18 protein-coding genes are annotated in these 18,746 nt (G+C 66.0%); 7 read left to right on the top strand and 11 right to left on the bottom strand.

The features are described from left to right. Position 1 precedes the first annotated feature (1 nt). Positions 2 to 334 (bottom strand): helix-turn-helix domain-containing protein, encoded by a 333-nt coding sequence (locus tag AB0N05_RS05555; protein WP_364687935.1) that lies wholly within the window; start codon positions 332 to 334, stop codon positions 2 to 4. 193 nt (positions 335 to 527) lie between these two features. Here AB0N05_RS05555 and AB0N05_RS05550 point away from each other — a divergent pair, with 193 nt between their 5' ends. Further along, positions 528 to 2,051, top strand: a complete 1,524-nt coding sequence (locus tag AB0N05_RS05550) for a substrate-binding domain-containing protein (protein ID WP_364687933.1) — start codon at positions 528 to 530, stop codon at positions 2,049 to 2,051. A gap of 87 nt (positions 2,052 to 2,138) precedes the next feature. Here the strand turns inward: AB0N05_RS05550 and AB0N05_RS05545 are convergent, their stop codons facing one another. From AB0N05_RS05545 to kdpF, 4 genes are read right to left on the bottom strand one after another with little or no spacing between them, the layout of a single operon-like run. After that, positions 2,139 to 3,020: a potassium-transporting ATPase subunit C gene (locus AB0N05_RS05545; RefSeq protein ID WP_364687931.1), complete on the bottom strand. Its 882-nt coding sequence runs from the start codon at positions 3,018 to 3,020 to the stop codon at positions 2,139 to 2,141. 1 nt (position 3,021) lies between these two features. Further along, positions 3,022 to 5,169 carry a potassium-transporting ATPase subunit KdpB gene (kdpB, locus tag AB0N05_RS05540; protein ID WP_364687929.1) on the bottom strand — a complete coding sequence of 716 codons (2,148 nt, stop codon included), beginning with the start codon at positions 5,167 to 5,169 and terminating at the stop codon, positions 3,022 to 3,024. A gap of 1 nt (position 5,170) precedes the next feature. Continuing rightward, positions 5,171 to 6,841 (bottom strand): potassium-transporting ATPase subunit KdpA, encoded by a 1,671-nt coding sequence (gene kdpA, locus AB0N05_RS05535; RefSeq protein ID WP_364687927.1) that lies wholly within the window; start codon positions 6,839 to 6,841, stop codon positions 5,171 to 5,173. Continuing rightward, entirely contained in the window at positions 6,842 to 6,916 is a 75-nt protein-coding gene (gene kdpF, locus AB0N05_RS05530; RefSeq protein WP_364689504.1) for a K(+)-transporting ATPase subunit F, read from the bottom strand. It lies immediately after the preceding gene. A gap of 310 nt (positions 6,917 to 7,226) precedes the next feature. On the opposite strand from kdpF, the gene AB0N05_RS05525 reads away from it, so the two are divergent. Together AB0N05_RS05525 and kstD are read left to right on the top strand one after the other, a co-directional pair. Continuing rightward, positions 7,227 to 7,811 (top strand): TetR/AcrR family transcriptional regulator, encoded by a 585-nt coding sequence (locus AB0N05_RS05525; RefSeq protein WP_364687925.1) that lies wholly within the window; start codon positions 7,227 to 7,229, stop codon positions 7,809 to 7,811. 49 nt (positions 7,812 to 7,860) lie between these two features. Further along, positions 7,861 to 9,552 carry a 3-oxosteroid 1-dehydrogenase gene (gene kstD / locus AB0N05_RS05520; protein WP_364687923.1) on the top strand — a complete coding sequence of 564 codons (1,692 nt, stop codon included), beginning with the start codon at positions 7,861 to 7,863 and terminating at the stop codon, positions 9,550 to 9,552. Between the two features lie 97 nt (positions 9,553 to 9,649). On the opposite strand, the gene AB0N05_RS05515 is transcribed toward kstD, so the two are convergent. Together AB0N05_RS05515 and AB0N05_RS05510 are read right to left on the bottom strand one after the other, a co-directional pair. Next, positions 9,650 to 10,150 carry a CGNR zinc finger domain-containing protein gene (locus AB0N05_RS05515; RefSeq protein ID WP_364687920.1) on the bottom strand — a complete coding sequence of 167 codons (501 nt, stop codon included), beginning with the start codon at positions 10,148 to 10,150 and terminating at the stop codon, positions 9,650 to 9,652. 179 nt (positions 10,151 to 10,329) lie between these two features. Next, positions 10,330 to 10,452 carry a hypothetical protein gene (locus AB0N05_RS05510; RefSeq protein WP_364687918.1) on the bottom strand — a complete coding sequence of 41 codons (123 nt, stop codon included), beginning with the start codon at positions 10,450 to 10,452 and terminating at the stop codon, positions 10,330 to 10,332. 34 nt (positions 10,453 to 10,486) lie between these two features. Here AB0N05_RS05510 and AB0N05_RS05505 point away from each other — a divergent pair, with 34 nt between their 5' ends. Continuing rightward, a complete protein-coding gene (locus tag AB0N05_RS05505) occupies positions 10,487 to 11,044 on the top strand; it encodes an isochorismatase family protein (protein ID WP_364687916.1) in 558 nt (185 codons plus the stop codon). Here the strand turns inward: AB0N05_RS05505 and AB0N05_RS05500 are convergent. The 4 genes from AB0N05_RS05500 to AB0N05_RS05485 form a co-directional block, all read right to left on the bottom strand. Continuing rightward, positions 11,019 to 11,447, bottom strand: coding sequence for a DUF1707 domain-containing protein (locus AB0N05_RS05500; protein ID WP_364687914.1), 429 nt, complete (start codon positions 11,445 to 11,447; stop codon positions 11,019 to 11,021). The two genes, AB0N05_RS05505 and AB0N05_RS05500, sit on opposite strands and share 26 nt — an antisense overlap. A gap of 421 nt (positions 11,448 to 11,868) precedes the next feature. Beyond that, positions 11,869 to 14,295 carry an excinuclease ABC subunit UvrA gene (locus AB0N05_RS05495; protein WP_364687912.1) on the bottom strand — a complete coding sequence of 809 codons (2,427 nt, stop codon included), beginning with the start codon at positions 14,293 to 14,295 and terminating at the stop codon, positions 11,869 to 11,871. Between the two features lie 33 nt (positions 14,296 to 14,328). Beyond that, positions 14,329 to 14,739 carry a VOC family protein gene (locus tag AB0N05_RS05490; RefSeq protein ID WP_364687910.1) on the bottom strand — a complete coding sequence of 137 codons (411 nt, stop codon included), beginning with the start codon at positions 14,737 to 14,739 and terminating at the stop codon, positions 14,329 to 14,331. A gap of 5 nt (positions 14,740 to 14,744) precedes the next feature. Beyond that, a complete protein-coding gene (locus tag AB0N05_RS05485; protein ID WP_364687908.1) occupies positions 14,745 to 15,194 on the bottom strand; it encodes a helix-turn-helix transcriptional regulator in 450 nt (149 codons plus the stop codon). A 174-nt stretch (positions 15,195 to 15,368) separates the two neighbouring features. Between AB0N05_RS05485 and AB0N05_RS05480 the strand changes: the two genes are divergently transcribed. The 3 genes from AB0N05_RS05480 to AB0N05_RS05470 are packed head-to-tail and all read left to right on the top strand — an operon-like array spanning position 15,369 to position 18,714. Further along, on the top strand, positions 15,369 to 15,521 hold the full coding sequence (locus tag AB0N05_RS05480) for a hypothetical protein (protein ID WP_364687905.1): 153 nt from the start codon (positions 15,369 to 15,371) through the stop codon (positions 15,519 to 15,521). Then, positions 15,518 to 18,016, top strand: coding sequence for a sensor histidine kinase KdpD (locus AB0N05_RS05475; protein WP_364687903.1), 2,499 nt, complete (start codon positions 15,518 to 15,520; stop codon positions 18,014 to 18,016). The genes AB0N05_RS05480 and AB0N05_RS05475 overlap by 4 nt, the downstream gene beginning before the upstream one ends. Continuing rightward, positions 18,013 to 18,714 carry a response regulator gene (locus AB0N05_RS05470; RefSeq protein ID WP_364687901.1) on the top strand — a complete coding sequence of 234 codons (702 nt, stop codon included), beginning with the start codon at positions 18,013 to 18,015 and terminating at the stop codon, positions 18,712 to 18,714. The genes AB0N05_RS05475 and AB0N05_RS05470 overlap by 4 nt, the downstream gene beginning before the upstream one ends. Positions 18,715 to 18,746 lie beyond the last annotated feature (32 nt).

The following is an 18,746-nucleotide window of genomic DNA, read 5'->3' as shown; positions in this document are numbered from 1 at the left end:
GCTAGAGGTCGCGGACGGAATCGTGATTGTGGAGCGATTCCCAGACCGCGAAACTGGCCAGCAATTCAACTGTGCGCCAGCCATTTTCGGTCAGCTCGATCGGGCCGGTGATATCGCAGGGTTCATCCCAGCTGCCGGTGAACTCGGCCCGCACCAGTCCGCGCGCGGCGAGCACCTGCAATGCCCGCGACACCCCCAGCCTGCGCATGCCCAGGGTGGCGTGCAATTCGCGCACCGTATCCGGCCCCTCGGCGAGCAGGTCGAGCAGCTCGACCACGCCCCGATGATTCACCAACTCACGTAATGCGGCCAACTCGTCCGCCCGCTCGTCCATAATCCGACGCTATGCCCGAATCGGCGGGGTGACGATGGGTGTTGACGGCGTACGGACGCAATGGCCCGGCATCTTTACCGAATCCATACGACCTGGCCGGACGGTTAACTCTTGCCCAACAACTTGCGCCGTCGCCACCCCGTCCTGAATGGTAAACCGACAATGTAGGCAGACAAGGGAATTCGGGGTTTCGGTGAAGGATTTTCCCATCGAGATCGTGCTCGCGATCATCGGTATCGCGGTGCCGGTCTTGGCATTCGTCTGGGAATTCGTCCTGGTGGGGCGCAAGAGACTCGGCTATCGGGTGCAGATGGACACTCCGGTCACCGGTGAGATCGAATCGGTGTTCCCGGGCGTCCTCCCCCAATTGCGGCCCGACGGTTCGGGATCCGCGCCGGAACTGCAGGACCTGTCGGTGGTCCTCATGCGCATCGAGAACAATGGCGCGACCGATATCGACTCCAGCGATTACGCCGTGCCCGACTCCGAGCCGGTCGGACTGCACATCACCTTCCCGCACAGGCGGGTCATCGGCATGGCCGTGACCGAGCTCAGCGATGACGGCATGGGCGATTCGCTGCGCCCCGGCACCGGCATCGCGGCCCGCGAGGACACCGGGCACCGGGTCGGCTTCATCGACCTGCCGAAGGTGCCGATGAATCGCGGCGACCATTACAAGATTCTGGCGATCCTGCAACGCACGGCGGGCGCGGGCGAATACCCGACGCCGACGGTGCGCGGGAAGATCAAGGGCGGGCGGCTCGCCGAGACCCGCAGCCGGGTCGGGAACTCCCCGAGACTCATTGCCCTGGTGGGCTTTCTGGTCGCGGTGGTCGCGGTGCAGTACATAGTCGGGCTGAACACCGACGATGCGCCGATCGCCTCGGATTGTGCGAGTGGAAAACTCACCCTGGTCGGGTCCACCGCCTTCGAACCCGCGATGCGGGATGCCGCCGCCGCGTACCGCAAGCGTTGTCCCGGAGCCGATTTCGTCTTCGAATTCGATGGCAGCGAGCGCGGCCTGAATCGCGTCGACGAAGAGGGTGTCAATCCGGACCTGCTCGCCGTCTCCGACGGCCCCAAGGGCGTCGGCTACCAGAAGCTGATCCCCCGCACCCTGGCCCTGTCCGTGTTCACCATGATCGCGAACCAGGACGTGAACCTGCGCGACCTCAATACCCAGCAGATCCGCGATATATTCGCAGGCCGGGTGGACAATTGGCAGTTGGTCGGCGGCCCGGATCTGCCGGTGCGCGTGATCAATCGGACCCTGGGTTCCGGCACCCGGGAAACCTTCCGCCGCCTGCTGGGTGACGAGCAGCCCCCTGCGCCGCCCGCCACCAGTTGTAAGTCCATCGAGGTGAACAAGCCGCCCGGCCCCGCCTTCTGCGAGGCCCCGGTCACCAAGGACATGCTCAAGACCGTCGCCGCCCTGCCGGGATCGATCGGCTACAGCGAATACTCCGATGCGGCAAAGGCTTCCGACATCCACACGGTGAGCATCGAGGGCAAGTCCGCCACCCGCGAACAGGTCCTCGATCACTCCTACCCGTTCTGGAGCGTCGAATACGCCTACAGCAATGGCGAACTCCCCGCCGACTCCCTCGCCGCGGCCTTCCTGCGCTACCTCACCGATGACACCGGCAAGGATGTCCTGCGCTCCTACGGCAACACACCCTGCACCGAACTTCCCAACCCCACCCTCTGCACCCCATAGCTATGAAATGCCGAGGGCCACAGGCGCTCTCGTGAGCGAAGCGACTGTGGCCCCGGCGCACCGAGCAAGCTCGGGCGTTTGTTGTGATCAGGCCTTGAACGGGTATTTGCCGTCCAGGTCCAGGTTGAGTTCGACCACGTTCACGCGCGGCTCACCCATGAAGCCGAGAGTGCGGCCGTCGGTGTGCGCATCCACCAGCGCGCGGACCTGATCCACGGAAACCCCGCGCGCCTTGGCGATTCGCGCCTCCTGGATGGCCGCGTACTCCGGGGAGATGTGCGGGTCCAGGCCACTGCCGCTGGCGGTGACGGCATCGGCGGGCACCGCGGACTCGGCCGGTGCGTCACCGCGAATCGGCACGATGCGGCCGATCGAGTAGTCCTCGCCGTCGACGGCGCATTCCACCTTCACGCCCTCGTACTCGGCCAGGAACGGATTCTTGGTCACCGAGCAGAACTCATTGACGCTGACCACCTTGGTCGGGTGCTCGACCTCGCCATTGGCTTCGCGCGGCCCGATCACGGACAGCACCGCGCCGACCCCGCCCGGCGTGCAGAACGGCCGGATGCCGTTCACGCCGTCCAGGTCGCCGATGGTCTTGCTGCGGGTGCACACCGTGGTCAGCAGGCCGGTCTTGTCAGGCGCACTGTCCACGATGTTCTCCGGGCCCAGATTGCTGGCCGAGGAGGAGGTCGGGTCGTAGCCGCTCGCACCCGCCGCGGAGGGACGGCTCTGGAAGTACTGCACCAGCGCATTGCCCTTGTCGTCGGTGAAGGACTGCCCGATCAGGCTGGAGCCCACCGTGTTTCCGCCGGATTCGATGAGCGAACCCTCCGCCTTGTCCTTCAGGCCGGGAATCTGCGCCACCGCGAAAACCGCCAGTGGATAGGCGATTCCGGTGATCACCGTGAGAACCAGTAGCGCGCGCAGTGCGGCCACATGTTGCCGGATCCAAGTTGACATGCGCATTTCAGGACATCCCGGGGAGGAATTGGACGATGAGGTCGATCAGCTTGATGCCGATGAACGGGGCGATGATGCCGCCCACGCCATAGACGGACAGGTTGCGGCTCAACAACTTCGAGGCCGCGGCCGGCGTGTACTTCACGCCGCGCAATGCCAGCGGAATCAATGCCACGATGACGATCGCATTGAAGATGACCGCCGACAGGATCGCCGACTGCGGACTGTGCAGCCGCATGATGTTCAAGGTGTCCAGGCCGGGGAACAGGGCCACGAACAGCGCGGGAATGATCGCGAAGTACTTGGCTATGTCATTGGCGATGGAGAACGTGGTCAGCGCACCGCGAGTGATGAGCAACTGCTTGCCGATCTCGACGATCTCGATGAGCTTGGTCGGGTCGGAGTCCAGATCCACCATATTGCCCGCCTCTTTGGCGGCGGAGGTTCCGGTGTTCATGGCGACACCCACGTCGGCCTGCGCGAGCGCGGGCGCGTCATTGGTGCCGTCACCGGTCATGGCGACCAGGCGGCCACCGGCCTGCTCCTTCTTGATCAGCGCGAGCTTGTCCTCGGGAGTCGCCTCCGCGAGGAAGTCGTCCACGCCCGCCTCATCGGCGATCGCCTTGGCGGTCAATGGATTATCGCCGGTGATCATGACGGTGCGGATGCCCATCTTGCGCATCTCGTCGAAGCGCTCCCGCATGCCCTGCTTCACCACATCCTTGAGATGGATGACGCCGATCAACCGGGCCTTGCCGTCCTTGATCTCCGCGACCACCAGCGGCGTGCCGCCCGACGCCGAGATGCCGTCCACGGCCTGACCGACCGCCTCCGGAACATCGCCGTGGTGCAGGCGCACCCATTCGGTGACGGCGCTGGCCGCACCCTTGCGCAGCTGATGTCCATCGGACAGGTCCACACCCGACATGCGGGTCTGGGCGGTGAATTCCACCCAGGTGGCACCGGTCAGCTCGCCCGGCGTGCGCTCGCGCTTGTTGTACGCGGTCTTGGCGTACACCACGATGGAGCGACCCTCGGGGGTCTCGTCCGCGAGGCTGGAAAGCTGTGCGGCATCGGCCATCTCATCCTCGGTGACGCCCGGCATCGGCACGAACTCCGACGCCTGACGGTTACCCAGGGTGATGGTGCCGGTCTTGTCCAGCAGCAGCGTGTTCACGTCACCGGCGGCCTCGACCGCACGACCGGACATGGCCAGCACATTGCGCTGCACGAGCCGGTCCATACCGGCGATGCCGATGGCCGAGAGCAGCGCGCCGATGGTGGTCGGAATCAGGCAGACCAGCAGCGAGACCATGACGATGCCGCTGATGCCGTCACCATTGAGCGAGATGCTGTCCGGCACGCCCGGCAGGCTGATCTTGGAGTAGATGGCCAGGGGCTGGAGCGTCACCACCGCGAACACGAAAATGATGGTGAGCGCGGCGAGCAGGATGTTCAGCGCGATCTCGTTCGGCGTCTTCTGCCGCGACGCGCCCTCGACGAGCGCGATCATCTTGTCGATGAAGCTGCCGCCCGGCTCCTGAGTGATCTTGACGACGACCCGGTCCGACAGCACGGTGGTGCCGCCGGTGACCGCGGAACGGTCGCCGCCGGACTCGCGAATGACGGGCGCGGATTCACCGGTAATGGCCGATTCGTCCACCGACGCAATGCCTTCGACGACATCGCCGTCACCCGGAATGACCTGTCCGGCCTCGACGACCACGAAGTCACCGCGCTGGAGATCGGCCGCGGCGACCTTCTCCTCGACCACGGGGGCACCCGGCGACCAATCCACCAGGCGACGAGCGACGGTGTCGGTCTTGGCCTTTCGCAGCGTATCGGCCTGCGCCTTGCCGCGCCCCTCGGCGACGGCCTCGGCCAGGTTGGCGAAAAGCACGGTGGCCCAGAGCCATACGACGATCGCCCAGCCGAAGAACGACGGGTCGGCAATCGCCAGGATGGTCGACCACGCGGCGCCGAGCTCGACGATCAGCATGACGGGATTGCGCCACAGCGAGCGCGGGTCCAGCTTGCGGAAGGCGTCCGGCAACGACTTCACCAGCATCTGCGGATCGAACAGACCGCTGGACACCCGCCCCTGGTGCGACGAAGCCTCTTCGGCTGTCACGTTTTCGATGGTGGGAGCAGACATTTCAGTGGATTCCTTCGGCGAGCGGCCCGAGCGCCAGCGCGGGCAGGAAGGTCAGGGCGACCAGGATGATGGTCACGCCGACGACCATGCCGACGAACTGCGGCCGATGCGTCGGGAGCGTGCCTATCGATTCCGGTGTCGTGCCCTGCTGGGCCAGTGAACCGGCCAGTGCGAGAACGAAAATGATCGGCAGGAACCGGCCGAACACCATGGCAAGCCCGAGCGCGGTGTTGTACCACTCGGTATTGCCGGACAGACCGGCGAAGGCGGAACCGTTGTTATTGGCCGCGGAAGTGAAGGCGTACAACACTTCCGACAACCCGTGCGGCCCCGAGTTCGCCATTGCGGCGCGCTGCCCGGGCATGGCCATGGCCGTCGCGGTGCCGACCAGCACGATCAGCGGACTGATCAGGAAGTACGACGCCGCCAGCTTGATCTCGCGCGGCGTGATCTTCTTGCCCAGGTATTCCGGTGTGCGGCCGACCATCAGGCCCGCGATGAATACCGTGATGACCGCCAGGATCAGCATGCCGTAGAGACCGGAGCCGGTACCACCGGGCGCGACCTCACCGAGCTGCATATTGAACATGGTCATCATGCCGCCGAGGCTGGTGTACGAGTCGTGGAACGAGTCCACCGCACCGGTCGAGGTCAGCGTGGTCGCGGTGGCGAAGGTCGCCGAATCGCTCACGCCGAAGCGGGTTTCCACGCCCTCGAGCGAGGCGCCGATGGCCGTGGGCACGGTGCCGTGATGCTGCAACTGGAAGACGTTCATGAGCGTCAGGCTCAGGATGGCCAGGGTCGACATGACCGCGGCAATGGCGTATCCCTGCTTCTTGCTGCCGACCATGCGCCCGAAGGTGCGCGGCAGCGAGAAGCTGATCACCAGTAGCAGGAAGATCTCGATCCAGTTCGTCCACGCGGTCGCGTTCTCGAACGGATGCGCCGAGTTGGCGTTGTAGAAGCCGCCACCATTGGTGCCGAGCTCCTTGATCACTTCCTGGCTCGCGACCGGACCACCCGGAAGCGTCTGTGTGCCACCGGTGACCGTCTGCGTCACCTGATCATTGAGATGGAAGTTCTGGATCACGCCACCGGCGACCAGCACGATGGCGAACACGAAGGCGAGCGGCAGCAGAATCCGGATGGTTCCCCTCACCAGATCCACCCAGAAGTTGCCCAGATCGCCGGTGTGCCGCCGGGCGAAGCCGCGCACCAGCGCGACCGCCACCGCGATGCCCACCGCGGAGGACACGAAGTTCTGCACCGCGAGCCCGGCCATCTGCACCAGGTGACCCTGTGTCGATTCACCGGCGTAGTTCTGCCAGTTCGTATTGGTCACGAAGCTGACGGCGGTATTCCAGGCCAGCGCCGGGGTCATCTCGGTGCCCGGATCGTTCAGGTGCAACGGCAGTTTGCCCTGAATCAGCTGGAGGAAGAACAGGAACAGAATGCTCACGGCGGAGAAGGCCAGCACGCTGCGCGCGTACACGGCCCAGGTCATCTCGACGCCGGGCTTCACCCCGATCACGCGGTAGATGCCGCGTTCGAGCTTGGAATGCTTGTCGCCGCTGTACACCCGGTACATGTAGTCGCCGAGCGGCACATGGACCACAGCCAGCGCGAGTATCAGGGATCCGGCGAAAAGGATCCCTGCGGTAGTCGTGCTCACTTAGAACCTTTCCGGGAACAGCAGCGCTGCCACTAGAAACACGGCAATGCCGGCAGCCAGAATCAGACCGATCACGTTCTGAGTCACAGCCGCTCGACCCCGCGCTGGATCAGGCCGAGCAGGGCGAAGATCGCCACTGTCAGCACCGTGAACACCACGACGGACATGTTTGAAAAACCTCTCTTCTGCGGTGACGCATCTCAGATGCGCCGGGAGCGAGTCAAGCGTCCGATCAGCACGAAATAGAGGTTGTTTACGACTTCTTAGCGTGCCAAAGCTCCGCCTTGACGCTCCACTTACAGGTCCGCCCGGTGTGTCGCAAGCACTGTCGCGAGAGGATCTTGCTAGTTGACAGTCTCTGTCATGTACGGAGATACTCGCTCTTGTGTCACTACGTGAGCGGCAACGACGTCAGATCCGGGCCGATATTCAGCGAGCCGCCTTCGAGCTGTTCTCCAGCACGGGCTTCGACGGGGTGACGACCGAGCAGATCGCCGCCGCCGCCGGGATCTCGCCGAGTACGTATTTCCGGCATGTCCGCAGTAAGGAGGACCTGCTGCTGGATCCGGTCCGCGAGGGTGGTGCGGGCATTGCCGCGCTCCTGGAGGAGCGGCCGGGCACCGAGCCCGCCGATGTGGCGCTCTCGCAAGCGATCCTGACTCGATCCACCACCCAGCCCGCCGAGGATCTCGAAGCCTGGCGGGCCGCATTCCGCACCGCGCCGCATCTGCTCGATCGCGTCGCATTGATCACGCCGGAGCATCGCAGCAGGCTGGTCGAGCTTGTCGCACAACGTATGTCGCGCGACCCCGAGGCCGACAACAGTCCCGGGCTGCTGGTGCACCTCATGCTCGCGGCCGCCGAATTCGGCTATCTGCAATGGCTGCGCAGCCCACACCACCGGGGGGCGTCACTGGCGGTGTGCGTCGAAGGGGCGCTCAGCGCGGTTCTCGACACGCGCTGGCGCTGAACATCGTGCGTCACAACTGAATTCACCACAGAAGAACACAGGTAGAGATATGCAGAACGACACTGAGCCCGACACCTACGATCTGATCGTGGTCGGATCCGGCGCGGCGGGCATGGCCGCCGCCCTCACCGCCGCACACCATGGCCTGAGCGCGGTCATCGTCGAGAAGTCCGAGCATTGGGGCGGATCCACCGCCCTGTCCGGCGGCGGCGTCTGGATTCCCGGCAATTCCGTTCTGCGGCAACAGGCTCCGGCCGATGACACCGAGGCCGCCCGCACCTATCTGACCGACATTATCGGCGAGTACGCCGATGCCGAACGCGTCGACACCTATATCGATCGCGGGCCGGAGGCGCTCGAGTTCCTGATCCAGAACTCGCCGCTGCGCATGCAGTGGGTGCCCGGCTACTCCGATTACTACCCGGAGGCACCGGGCGGTCGCGCGCACGGCCGGTCGATCGAGCCCACGCCGTACAACGCCAAGGCGCTCGGCGCGGAACTGGCCACCCTCGCACCGGATTACGCCAAGGCTCCCAAGAACTTCATCCTGACCCAGGCCGACTTCCGGCAGGTGCACCTGGGCCTGCGCAATCCGCGCGCACCGTTCCGTGCGATCCGCATAGGCGCGCGCTGGCTGAAGGGCAACCTGCTGCGTCAGCATCTGCTGGCGCGCGGTCAGGCGCTCAGCGCCATGCTGCGGGTGGGCCTGCAACAGGCGAATGTCCCACTGCTGCTGAATACTCCGCTCGTCGGACTGCGCACGGAGAACGACCGGGTGACCGGCGTCATCGTCGAACACGAGGGCGTCGACCGGGTGCTCACCGCGCGTCGCGGCGTGGTGATCGCGGCCGGTGGGTTCGAACACAATGGCGCCATGCGCAAGCAGTACCAGCGCGAGCCGATCGGCACCGAATGGACGGTCGGGGCCAAGTCCAATACCGGCGACGGCATTCGCGCCGCCCAATCGCTCGGCGCGGCAATCGATTTCATGGATGATGCCTGGTGGGGACCATCCATCCCGCTGCACCGCAAGCCCTGGTTCTGCCTGGCCGAACGCAATCTGCCCGGCAGCATCATCGTCAATGATCGCGCCGAACGCTTCATGAACGAATCGCTGCCGTATGTGGAAGCCACCCACCGCATGTACGGCGGCGAGAACGGGCAGGGCGAGGGCCCCGGCGAAAACATCCCCGCCTGGCTGGTTTTCGACCAGCGCTATCGCAACCGCTACCTGTTCGCGGGCCTGCCCCCGCGCCAGCCACTGCCCGGCCGCTGGTTCAAATCGGGCGTGCTGACTCGCGCGGACTCCATTGCCGAGCTGGCCGACAAACTCGGCATCCCCGCCGACAAGCTCCAGGCCACCGTCACCCGCTTCAATATCTTTGCCCACCAGGGCAAGGACGAGGACTTCGCGCGCGGCGAGAGCGCCTACGACCGCTACTACGGCGACCCCCGCCAGCACCCCAACCCGAATCTCGGTGCGCTGGAAACCGGCCCGTTCTACGCGGCCAAACTGGTCCCGGGCGACCTCGGCACCAAGGGCGGCCTGGTCACCGACACCGTCGGCCGCGTTCTCCGCGAAGACGGCACCCTGATCGAAGGCCTGTACGCCGCAGGCAATGCCAGCTCCCCCGTCATGGGTCACACCTATGCGGGCCCAGGCGCGACCATCGGCCCCGCCATCGTCTTCGGATACTTGGCGGCCCTGCACGCGGTGGAACACGCCCCGGAATCCCGCTGACGCACCGCCGGTCCGAAATCGGCGGAAACCCCTGGCCATCGCCGCCACGATGCTCGTAATGGGGGCGCACCGCCGAAACCATTGCGGGCAGCGGGATTCAGGCCGAGGCGCGGACTCGATGCTGAGCCACGTGCACCCGGGTCGAGCATCGGGTGGAGCAGAAGCGCCGCCTGCCATTGCGGGAGGTGTCGACGAAGACGATGCCGCAGCCGTCCCGGGCGCAGCGGCCGATGCGGGCCGGGTCCTCGCAGAAGAGTTCGGCGAGACCGGCCGCGGTGTAGGCCTTCACGCGCTCATCGGTGGGGGCCGACTCGTCGGAATAGTGCATATGCGGTTTGCGGCCGTCGTGGGTGGAAATGTAAGGGCGGCTGGTCGTTTCGCTCAGCAGGGCATTGAGAAGGTCGACGCTCGGCGCGGTGAAGACCTCGTCGAGCCTGGCGATCCAGCGGCGTAGTTCGGCGATCTGCCCGGCGTTCAGGCTGCGGAGCGGCTTGTAGCCGGACTCGTCGAGCAGCTGGAGCAGATCCGCATCGGGGTCCGCATTGACCAGCCGGACCGCCAGTTCGGCCGCCGCGCCTCCGTAAGGGTTGAAATGCACTGACCCATTACATCAGGCTGAGTGCATGAACGCCACCTGCCCCGCCTGCGCCTGGCCCACACCGACTCTCGTCTCCGCCCACGGACCCATCCGCTACCTCCGCTGCGTCTGCGGGCAGTGGCTGATCAGTGATCATGATGCCGTCATCGCGATCGCGGGGACCAGCGCTTTTTCCGACGCTACGGAGACTGCGGACGACCGGCCGCGATCCAGCGGCCGGTGGATGGGACGGCCGCGCAGATCGACATGGCCAGCATGATCGAGTCGATGGTGACCTCGGTTCCGACTTTCGGACCATGCATATCAGTCGCCGACGGTTTCGGTGATCATGAATAGATGGACGACGTGAGCAAGGGAGAAAACGGCGAGCTCGCGACAGCACTCGTTGTCGTTGACATGCAACAGGGTTTCCTCGAAGGAGCCGCCGCAGTACCCGAGGCCGATCGACTCGTCGCGGCCGTGAGCGGCCTGCTTCGCGAGGCGCGGGAGGCCGGTGCGCTGGTGATTCACCTGCAGAATGACGGGCCGGTCGGGGAAGCGGACGAGCCGGGGCAGCCCGGATGGGAACTGCCGCTGGCGATTCCGGGCGAGGCGATCGTCCGCAAGTCCTCCGATGACGGGTTCGAGGAGCCGGAACTCGGCGGGCTACTCGAAAAGCACAATGTGCGGCGACTGGTGATCGGCGGACTGCTGTCGGAGATGTGCGTCAGCGCGACCGCGCGCACGGCACTCGAACGCGGGCTGTGCGTGGTGCTGCCGCGAGACGCGCACGCCACCTACGACCTGGAGGACATCCCGGCCGCGGTGGTCTCACGCGTCGCGGAGCACACGCTGGGGGATGAAATCGAATTGGCCGCCTCGGGCAGCCTCATCGAATTCGGCGGCGCTGCCTGAACTCCGACCGCCCGATGCGGCGGCCACGGAAGAAGGCGAAGAACAGCAGCGGGAAAATGAAGAGCGGGAACACGTGCGTCACCGCCATGATCACGATCCCCAGCACCAGCGCGGCGATCACGGCCACCGGCAGCACCGGCCAGGGGCGCTGCCGATTCGGCATCGGACCGGCAGCCATGGGCGCACTCGGTGGGGGTGCGGGCTGGGGTAGGTCGGTGAACAGCTCCACGAGCTCGCCGACCGTTTTGGCGCTATAGGCGCGGCCCACACGCTCGTCGTACTCGCCGACGTCCAGCCGTCCGTCCGCGAAGTGTTTGCTGAGCGCTGCCGCCGCCTGCTCACGTTCCGCGGTCCCGGCGCGCACGGTGGGCGGGCCGTACAGCGCGGGCTGGAAATCGGTCATGGCAACTGTCCCATCAGGGGGAGGGAATCACGTTGTCCCCCAGAGTAGGCCGACTCCCCCTGCCCGCGCCTGCGCCGACCGCCGTATTCCGCACTACGCCCCCGGACGTACGCCCCCACCCGCGCCTCCGGATTTACCCCGATCAAGACCGGAATTCCAGCCCCCGCATAGCCACCCGCCCACCGCACGCCCACCGCGCCGGACCCCTTCTCACACGGCACCGCAGGGCCGCCGCACCCGGACGGCTGGCGCTGAGGGAGCGATGATGGCGGGGAAATCGGACATAATCCGCCACCATCGCTCCCTCGGCCGTTCGGGGGACCGCTGCGATGGACCGGCGGGGCGTGTTGGACCGCACAGTCTTCGCGCCGGATGGGACGGCCGTCACGGGCTCGCATTACTTCCCGCGACGGCCGCGAATTCACTTGCCGCGCTTGGGTGCTGGCTTCTTCTTGGCGGCACCGCCCTGGCCGACATACGACGCGAGGTGTTCGCCGGTGAGGGTGGAGCGGGCGGCGATCAGGTCGGCGGGGGTGCCCTCGAAGACGATCTTGCCGCCGTCGTGGCCCGCGCCGGGGCCGAGGTCGATGATCCAGTCGGCGTGGGCCATCACGGCCTGATGGTGCTCGACCACGATGACCGACTTGCCGGAATCCACCAGGCGGTCGAGCAGGCCCAGCAGCTGTTCGACATCGGCGAGGTGCAGGCCGGTGGTCGGCTCGTCGAGGATGTAGATGCCGCCTTTCTCTCCCATATGGGTGGCCAGCTTGAGCCGCTGGCGTTCGCCGCCGGACAGCGTGGTGAGCGGCTGCCCGATGGTGAGATAGCCGAGCCCGACATCGGCGAGCCGCTCGAGGATGGCGTGCGCGGCCGGTATGCGTGCCTCGCCCGCACCGAAGAATTCCTCGGCCTCGGCCACCGGCATGGCCAGGACCTCGCTGATATCGCGGCCGCCGAGCTTGTAGTCCAGGACCGCGGCCTGGAAGCGCTTGCCCTCACACACCTCGCAGGTGGTGGCCACGCCCGCCATGATGGCCAGATCGCTGTAGATGACGCCCGCGCCATTGCAATTGGGGCATGCGCCTTCGGAATTGGAGCTGAACAGCGCGGGTTTCACGCCATTGGCCTTGGCGAAGGCCTTGCGGATCGGCTCCAGGAGTCCGGTGTAGGTGGCCGGGTTGCTGCGGCGCGAGCCCTTGATCGCGCCCTGGTCGATCGACACCACGCCATCACCGGTCGGGATCGACCCGTGCACGAGGGAGCTCTTGCCGGAACCGGCGACACCGGTGACCACGGCCAGCACCCCGAGCGGGATATCGACGTCGACGGCCCGCAGGTTATTCGCGTTCGCACCGCGAATCTTCAACGCGCCATTGGATTTCCGCACCGCATCCTTGACAGCCGAGCGATCGTCGAAGTGGCGGCCGGTAATGGTGTCGCTGCTCCGCAATCCCTCGATATCGCCCTCGAAACAGACGGTGCCACCGCCGGATCCCGCGCCCGGGCCGAGATCGACGACGTGGTCGGCGATCACGATCGTCTCCGGCTTGTGCTCGACGACCAGCACGGTGTTTCCCTTGTCCCGCAACCGAAGCAGTAGTTCGTTCATCCGCTGAATGTCATGCGGATGCAGGCCCGCGGTGGGCTCGTCGAAGACATAGGTGACATCGGTGAGCGAGGATCCCAGGTGCCGAATCATCTTGGTGCGCTGCGCTTCACCGCCGGAGAGCGTGCCCGAGGGCCGGTTCAGCGAGAGATAGCCGAGCCCGATCTCCACGAACGAGTCGAGGGTGTGCTTCAGCGAATCGAGCAGCGGCGCGACGGTCGGCTCATGTAGTCCGCCAACCCATTCCGCGAGATCGCTGATCTGCATGGCGCAGGCATCGGCGATGCTGATCCCCTCGATCTTGGAGGATCGGGCTTCCTTGCTGAGCCGGGTGCCTTCACACTCGGGGCAGATCTGGAAGGTGACCGCCCGCTCCACGAAGGCCCGAATATGCGGCTGCAAGGCGTCGACATCCTTGGACAGCATGGACTTACGGATCTTCGGGATGATGCCTTCATAGGTGAGGTTGATGCCCTCGACCTTGATCTTGGTCGGTTCTTTGTAGAGCAGATCGTTCAACTCACGCTTGGTGAACTTCTTGATCGGCTTATCCGGATCGAAAAATCCACAGCCACTGAAGATCCGGCCGAACCAGCCGTCCATGCTGTAGCCGGGAATGGTGAGCGCGCCGTCATTGAGCGATTTGGTCTCGTCATACAGCTGCGTCAGATCGATGTCATTGACCGACCCCCGCCCCTCACAGCGCGGGCACATGCCGCCGGTAATGCTGAAGCTGCGCCGCTCCCGCACGGTCGCGCCGTTCTTCTTCACCTCGACCGCGCCCGCACCGCTGATCGAGGCGACATTGAACGAAAAAGCCTGCGCCGAACCGATATACGGCTTCCCGAGCCGACTGAATAGAATGCGCAGCATGGCATTGGCGTCGGTGGCGGTGCCGACCGTGGAGCGCGGATCGGACCCCATTCGCTCCTGGTCGACAATGATCGCGGTGGTCAGCCCGTCGAGCACATCCACATCGGGCCGCGCCAGCGTCGGCATGAAGCCCTGGACGAAGGTGCTGTAGGTCTCATTGATCAGTCGCTGCGATTCCGCGGCGATGGTGCTGAACACCAGCGAGCTCTTGCCCGAACCGGAGACGCCGGTGAACACCGTCAACCGGCGCTTCGGGATCTCGATGCTGATGTCCTTGAGATTGTTCACTCGCGCGCCCAGCACGCGGATCAGGTCATGGCTGTCGGCGTCGTGCGGGGCAGCCGTGGTCTTCTTCGCGGCTGGGCTCATCGTGGCTCCATCTGTCGAGGTAGAGGTGGTGGCTCAGCTCAGCTGCTTGATTCGCACCATATTGCCCGCGGGGTCGCGGAAGGCGCAGTCCCGAATCCCGTAGGGCTGGTCGGTCGGTTCCTGCACGACCTCGGCGGCGTCGCTGGCCTGCAACTTCTCGAAGACGCCATCCAGATCATGGGTAGCCAGATTGATGCTGGCGTAGGTGCCCTTCGCCATCATCTCGGTGATGGTGCGGCGCTCCTCGTCGGTGATGCCCGGATCGGCGGCGGGCGGATGCAGCACGATCGACGTACCACCCCCCACCGGGGCGACCGTGATCCAGCGCAGCCCGTTGTAGCCGACGTCCTGGATCACCTCGAAGCCGAGCGTGTCGCGGTAGAAGGCCAGCGCGGCCTCCGGATCGTCCTGCGGAAGATATGCCTGATGAATGGTGAGGTCCATGCGGTTCACGATAATTTCCGCGAGGCCGCTGGCGCTTCTCGATTCCTGATCGGTCGGGTCACCTGTTTCGCCACGCAGGCGGGCATGCCCGCGGTCTCCTCCTCCGCCTCCCGCTTATAGGCGCTGGGCGGCATGCCGACCAGTTCGGTGAAACGGGTGCTGAAGGTGCCCAGCGACGAACAGCCCACCGCGAAACACACCTCGGTGACACTGAGCTCCCCGATCCGCAGCAGCGCCATGGCACGCTCGATGCGCCGCGTCATCAAATAGCTGTACACCGATTCGCCGTACGCGAGCCGGAACTGCCGACTCAGATGCCCGGCCGAAATATGCGCGTCGCGGGCGAGCGCCTCCACATCCAGCGGCTGCGCGTACTCCCGGTCGATCCGGTCGCGCACGCGACGCAACCGCCTGAGATCACTCATGCGCTGCGCCGCGTCGGGTTTGCTGGTCACCCGCTCGATCGTTGTGGCCGCGCACGGATGTTGTCAACGTCCACCGGTCGCGTCGTAAAGAAACCGTTAGGAACCAGAACTTCGGCAATCCCGCCCGTACAAAGGGAAACACCTGGCCGAGCCTGCCCAATCGCTCTGCCGGGCCACCGCCCAGTAATGAGTAAGGAGCAGAACGTGCCGGATCTCGCTGTCACCCTGATGGTGATCCTCGGCTTCCTCGGGGCCGTCTTGTGCCTGCGGGCGCTGGCCACCGCCGAGAGGAATCAGGTGACCGTGCGCGCGGCCCGTCCGGGCTCGAGCGCACCCCGCGCGATGATGGACAAGTGAAACGCGGACAACTTCGGATCTACCTCGGCGCTGCCCCCGGCGTGGGCAAGACCTTCTCGATGCTGTCCGAAGCGCATCGGCGGATCGAGCGTGGCCGCGATGTGGTCGCGGCGGTGGTCGAGACGCACGGGCGGTCCAAGACGGCCGAGATGCTGGCCGGGATCGAACGAATTCCGCCGCGCATGATCGAGTACCGCGGCACCACCATGCCGGAACTGGATGTGGACGCGGTGCTGCGACGCGCGCCCGCGGTGGTGCTGGTCGACGAGCTGGCGCACACCAATGTGCCCGGCAGCAAGCACGAGAAGCGCTGGCAGGACGTGCAGGAGCTGCTCGATGCCGGGGTCGATGTGGTCTCGACGGTCAATGTGCAGCACCTGGAATCCCTGAACGACGTGGTCGAGCAGATCACGGGCGTGGTGCAGCGGGAAACCGTGCCGGACTGGGTGGTTCGCTCCGCCGACCAGGTCGAGCTGGTCGACATCACCCCGGAGGCCTTGCGGCGCAGGCTCTCCCACGGAAACGTCTATGCCGCCACCAAAGTGGATGCGGCCCTGCGCAATTACTTCCGGCCCGGCAATCTGACCGCGCTGCGCGAGCTGGCGCTGCTGTGGCTGGCCGACCAGGTGGACGCCGCCCTGGCCAAGTATCGGGAAGACCACAAGATCACCGACACCTGGGAGGCCCGCGAACGCCTGGTGGTCGCGGTGACCGGCGGCCCGGAGTCGGAGACCATCGTGCGGCGCGCCAGCCGCATCGCCGCCAAATCGAGTGCCGAGCTGATCGTGGTGCACGTCGTGCGCGGTGACGGCCTGGCCGGGGTGTCCACGCAGCGGCTCACCCGCCTGCGCGACCTGGCCAACGGTCTGGGCGCGAGCCTGCACACCGTCACCGGCGAGGATGTGCCTTCGGCGCTACTGGATTTCGCGAGACAAGTGAACGCCACCCAGCTGGTGCTGGGCACGTCACGACGCTCACGCTGGGCCCGCATGCTGGACGAGGGCATCGGCGCGAGGGTGGTGCAGGAGTCGGGGAAGATCGACGTGCACATGGTCACCCATGAAGAGTCCAATAAGGGCTTCCGCTGGTCCTCGCTCACGCGCAAGGAGCGCCAACTCGGGTCCTGGTCCGCGGCGTTCATCGTGCCGTCGCTGATCTGCCTGATCACCGGTCTATGGCTGGACAGGTGGCTGGACCTCGGCGGTGAGAGCGCGCTCTTCTTCATCGGCGTCATCGTGGTGTCGCTGTTCGGCGGTGTGGCCCCGGCGGCCTTGTCGGCGCTGCTGTCGGGCGTGCTGCTGAACTGGTTCTTCACCGAACCTCGCTACAGCCTGACCATCGACCAGCTGGACAACTTCCTCACCATTGTGGTGCTGCTCATGGTGGCGGTCGCGGTGGCGGCGCTGGTGGATGTGGCGGCCAAGCGAACCCGGGAGGCGCGCAAGGCATCCCGGCAGGCCGAACTGCTGACGCTGTTCGCGGGTGCGGTGCTGCACGGCGCGGATTTGCAGGACCTGCTGGAGCGGGCGCGCGAAACCTACAACCAGGACTCGGTCAGCCTGATCGCCGAGGACGCCGTGATCGCCTCGGTGGGCGAGAATCCGCCGTGCAAGGTGGCGGACGCCGAGACCGCCGTCGAGGCCGGGGACGATATGCACTGGCTGCTGCTGTGCGGCAAGCCCTTGCCCTCCGGTGATCGCATGGTGCTCGGCGCGGTCGCCAATCAGGCCGCCGGACTGGTGCAGCAGACTCAATTGCAGGCCGAAGCCAGTGCGGCGCAAGCGGTCATGGAGGCCGACAAGCTGCGGCGGGCGCTGCTCTCGGCGGTCAGCCACGACCTGCGCACCCCCCTCGCCGCGGCCAAGGCGGCGGCGTCGAGCCTGCGCAGCGACGATGTGGAGTTCTCGCCCGAGGACACCTCCGAATTGCTCGAGACCATCGAGGAATCGGTGGATCAGCTGACCGCGCTGGTCGGCAATCTGCTCGACTCCTCCCGGCTCGCCGTCGGCGTCATCACACCGCAGATGCGGCGTGTCTACCTCGATGAGGCGGTGCATCATGCGCTCATGGCCATGGGTACGCGCGGTTTGCGGCGCGAGGCCATGAACCGGGTGAAGGTGGAGGTCGATTCGGTGTCGGTGCGCGCCGATATCGGACTGCTGGAACGGGTGCTGGCCAATCTGATCGACAATGCGGTGCGGTACTCCCCCGGCGAATCGACCGTGCGGGTGACCGCGGAGAACACCGGTGCGCGGGTGGCGATTACCGTGGTGGATTCCGGCCGGGGCGTACCGTCCGGCATGGAAGATCAGCTGTTCGAACCGTTCCAGCGTTTGGGTGATCGGGACAACTCCACCGGTGTCGGACTGGGGTTGTCGGTGGTACGGGGTTTTGTGGATGCGATGGGCGGCACCGTGCACGCGGAGCCGACCCCGGGTGGAGGGTTGACCATGGTCATCGACCTGGCAGCCGCGGATGAAGAGGAGAACCCGTGACCGACGCGGCGCCCGCGCCGACCAAAGTCCTGGTGGTCGACGACGAACCACAGATCCTGCGCGCCCTGCGCATCAATCTGTCGGTGCGCGGCTACGAGGTGACCACCGCCGCCAATGGCGCGGCGGCCCTGCGCGCGGCCGCGGAGAAACATCCCGACGTGGTGGTCCTGGACCTCGGCCTGCCCGATATGGACGGCATCCAGGTCCTGGAAGGCCTGCGCGGCTGGTCCACCACACCGGTCATCGTGCTCTCGGCCCGCACCGACTCCTCCGACAAGGTCGAGGCCCTGGACGCGGGCGCGGACGACTACGTGACCAAACCCTTCGGCATGGACGAACTCCTGGCCCGCCTGCGCGCCGCCGTCCGCCGCTCGGCCGGCACCGCCGACACCTCCGAACCGGTGGTCGAAACCTCTTCCTTCACAGTCGATCTCTCCGCCAAACAGGTCACCCGCCACGGCCGCACCGTCCACCTGACCCCCACCGAATGGGGCGTCCTGGAAATGCTGGTCCGCAATCGCGGCAAACTGGTCGGCCGCCGCGAACTCCTCCGCGAGGTCTGGGGCCCCTCCTACGCCACCGAAACCCACTACCTCCGCGTCTATCTCGCCCAACTCCGCCGCAAACTCGAGGACGACCCCTCCCAGCCCAAACACCTCCTCACCGAGGCGGGCATGGGCTACCGCTTCCAGGCCTGACACCAAGATCAGGGAGCTCTCACGGCGTGAAA

The sequence above is a fragment of the Nocardia sp. NPDC051030 genome (assembly GCF_040683015.1).
Classification (GTDB): domain Bacteria; phylum Actinomycetota; class Actinomycetes; order Mycobacteriales; family Mycobacteriaceae; genus Nocardia.
This window is presented reverse-complemented; position numbering and strand designations above follow the sequence as displayed.

Coding starts and splice junctions, on each gene's coding strand:
- AB0N05_RS05555 (WP_364687935.1), bottom strand. CDS start 334: ATGGACGAGCGGGCGGACGAGTTGGCCGCATTACGTGAGTTGGTGAAT.
- AB0N05_RS05545 (WP_364687931.1), bottom strand. CDS start 3,020: ATGCGCATGTCAACTTGGATCCGGCAACATGTGGCCGCACTGCGCGCG.
- kdpB (WP_364687929.1), bottom strand. CDS start 5,169: ATGTCTGCTCCCACCATCGAAAACGTGACAGCCGAAGAGGCTTCGTCG.
- kstD (WP_364687923.1), top strand. CDS start 7,861: ATGCAGAACGACACTGAGCCCGACACCTACGATCTGATCGTGGTCGGA.
- AB0N05_RS05510 (WP_364687918.1), bottom strand. CDS start 10,452: ATGCATGGTCCGAAAGTCGGAACCGAGGTCACCATCGACTCGATCATG.
- AB0N05_RS05505 (WP_364687916.1), top strand. CDS start 10,487: ATGGACGACGTGAGCAAGGGAGAAAACGGCGAGCTCGCGACAGCACTC.
- AB0N05_RS05500 (WP_364687914.1), bottom strand. CDS start 11,447: ATGACCGATTTCCAGCCCGCGCTGTACGGCCCGCCCACCGTGCGCGCC.
- AB0N05_RS05495 (WP_364687912.1), bottom strand. CDS start 14,295: ATGAGCCCAGCCGCGAAGAAGACCACGGCTGCCCCGCACGACGCCGAC.
- AB0N05_RS05490 (WP_364687910.1), bottom strand. CDS start 14,739: ATGGACCTCACCATTCATCAGGCATATCTTCCGCAGGACGATCCGGAG.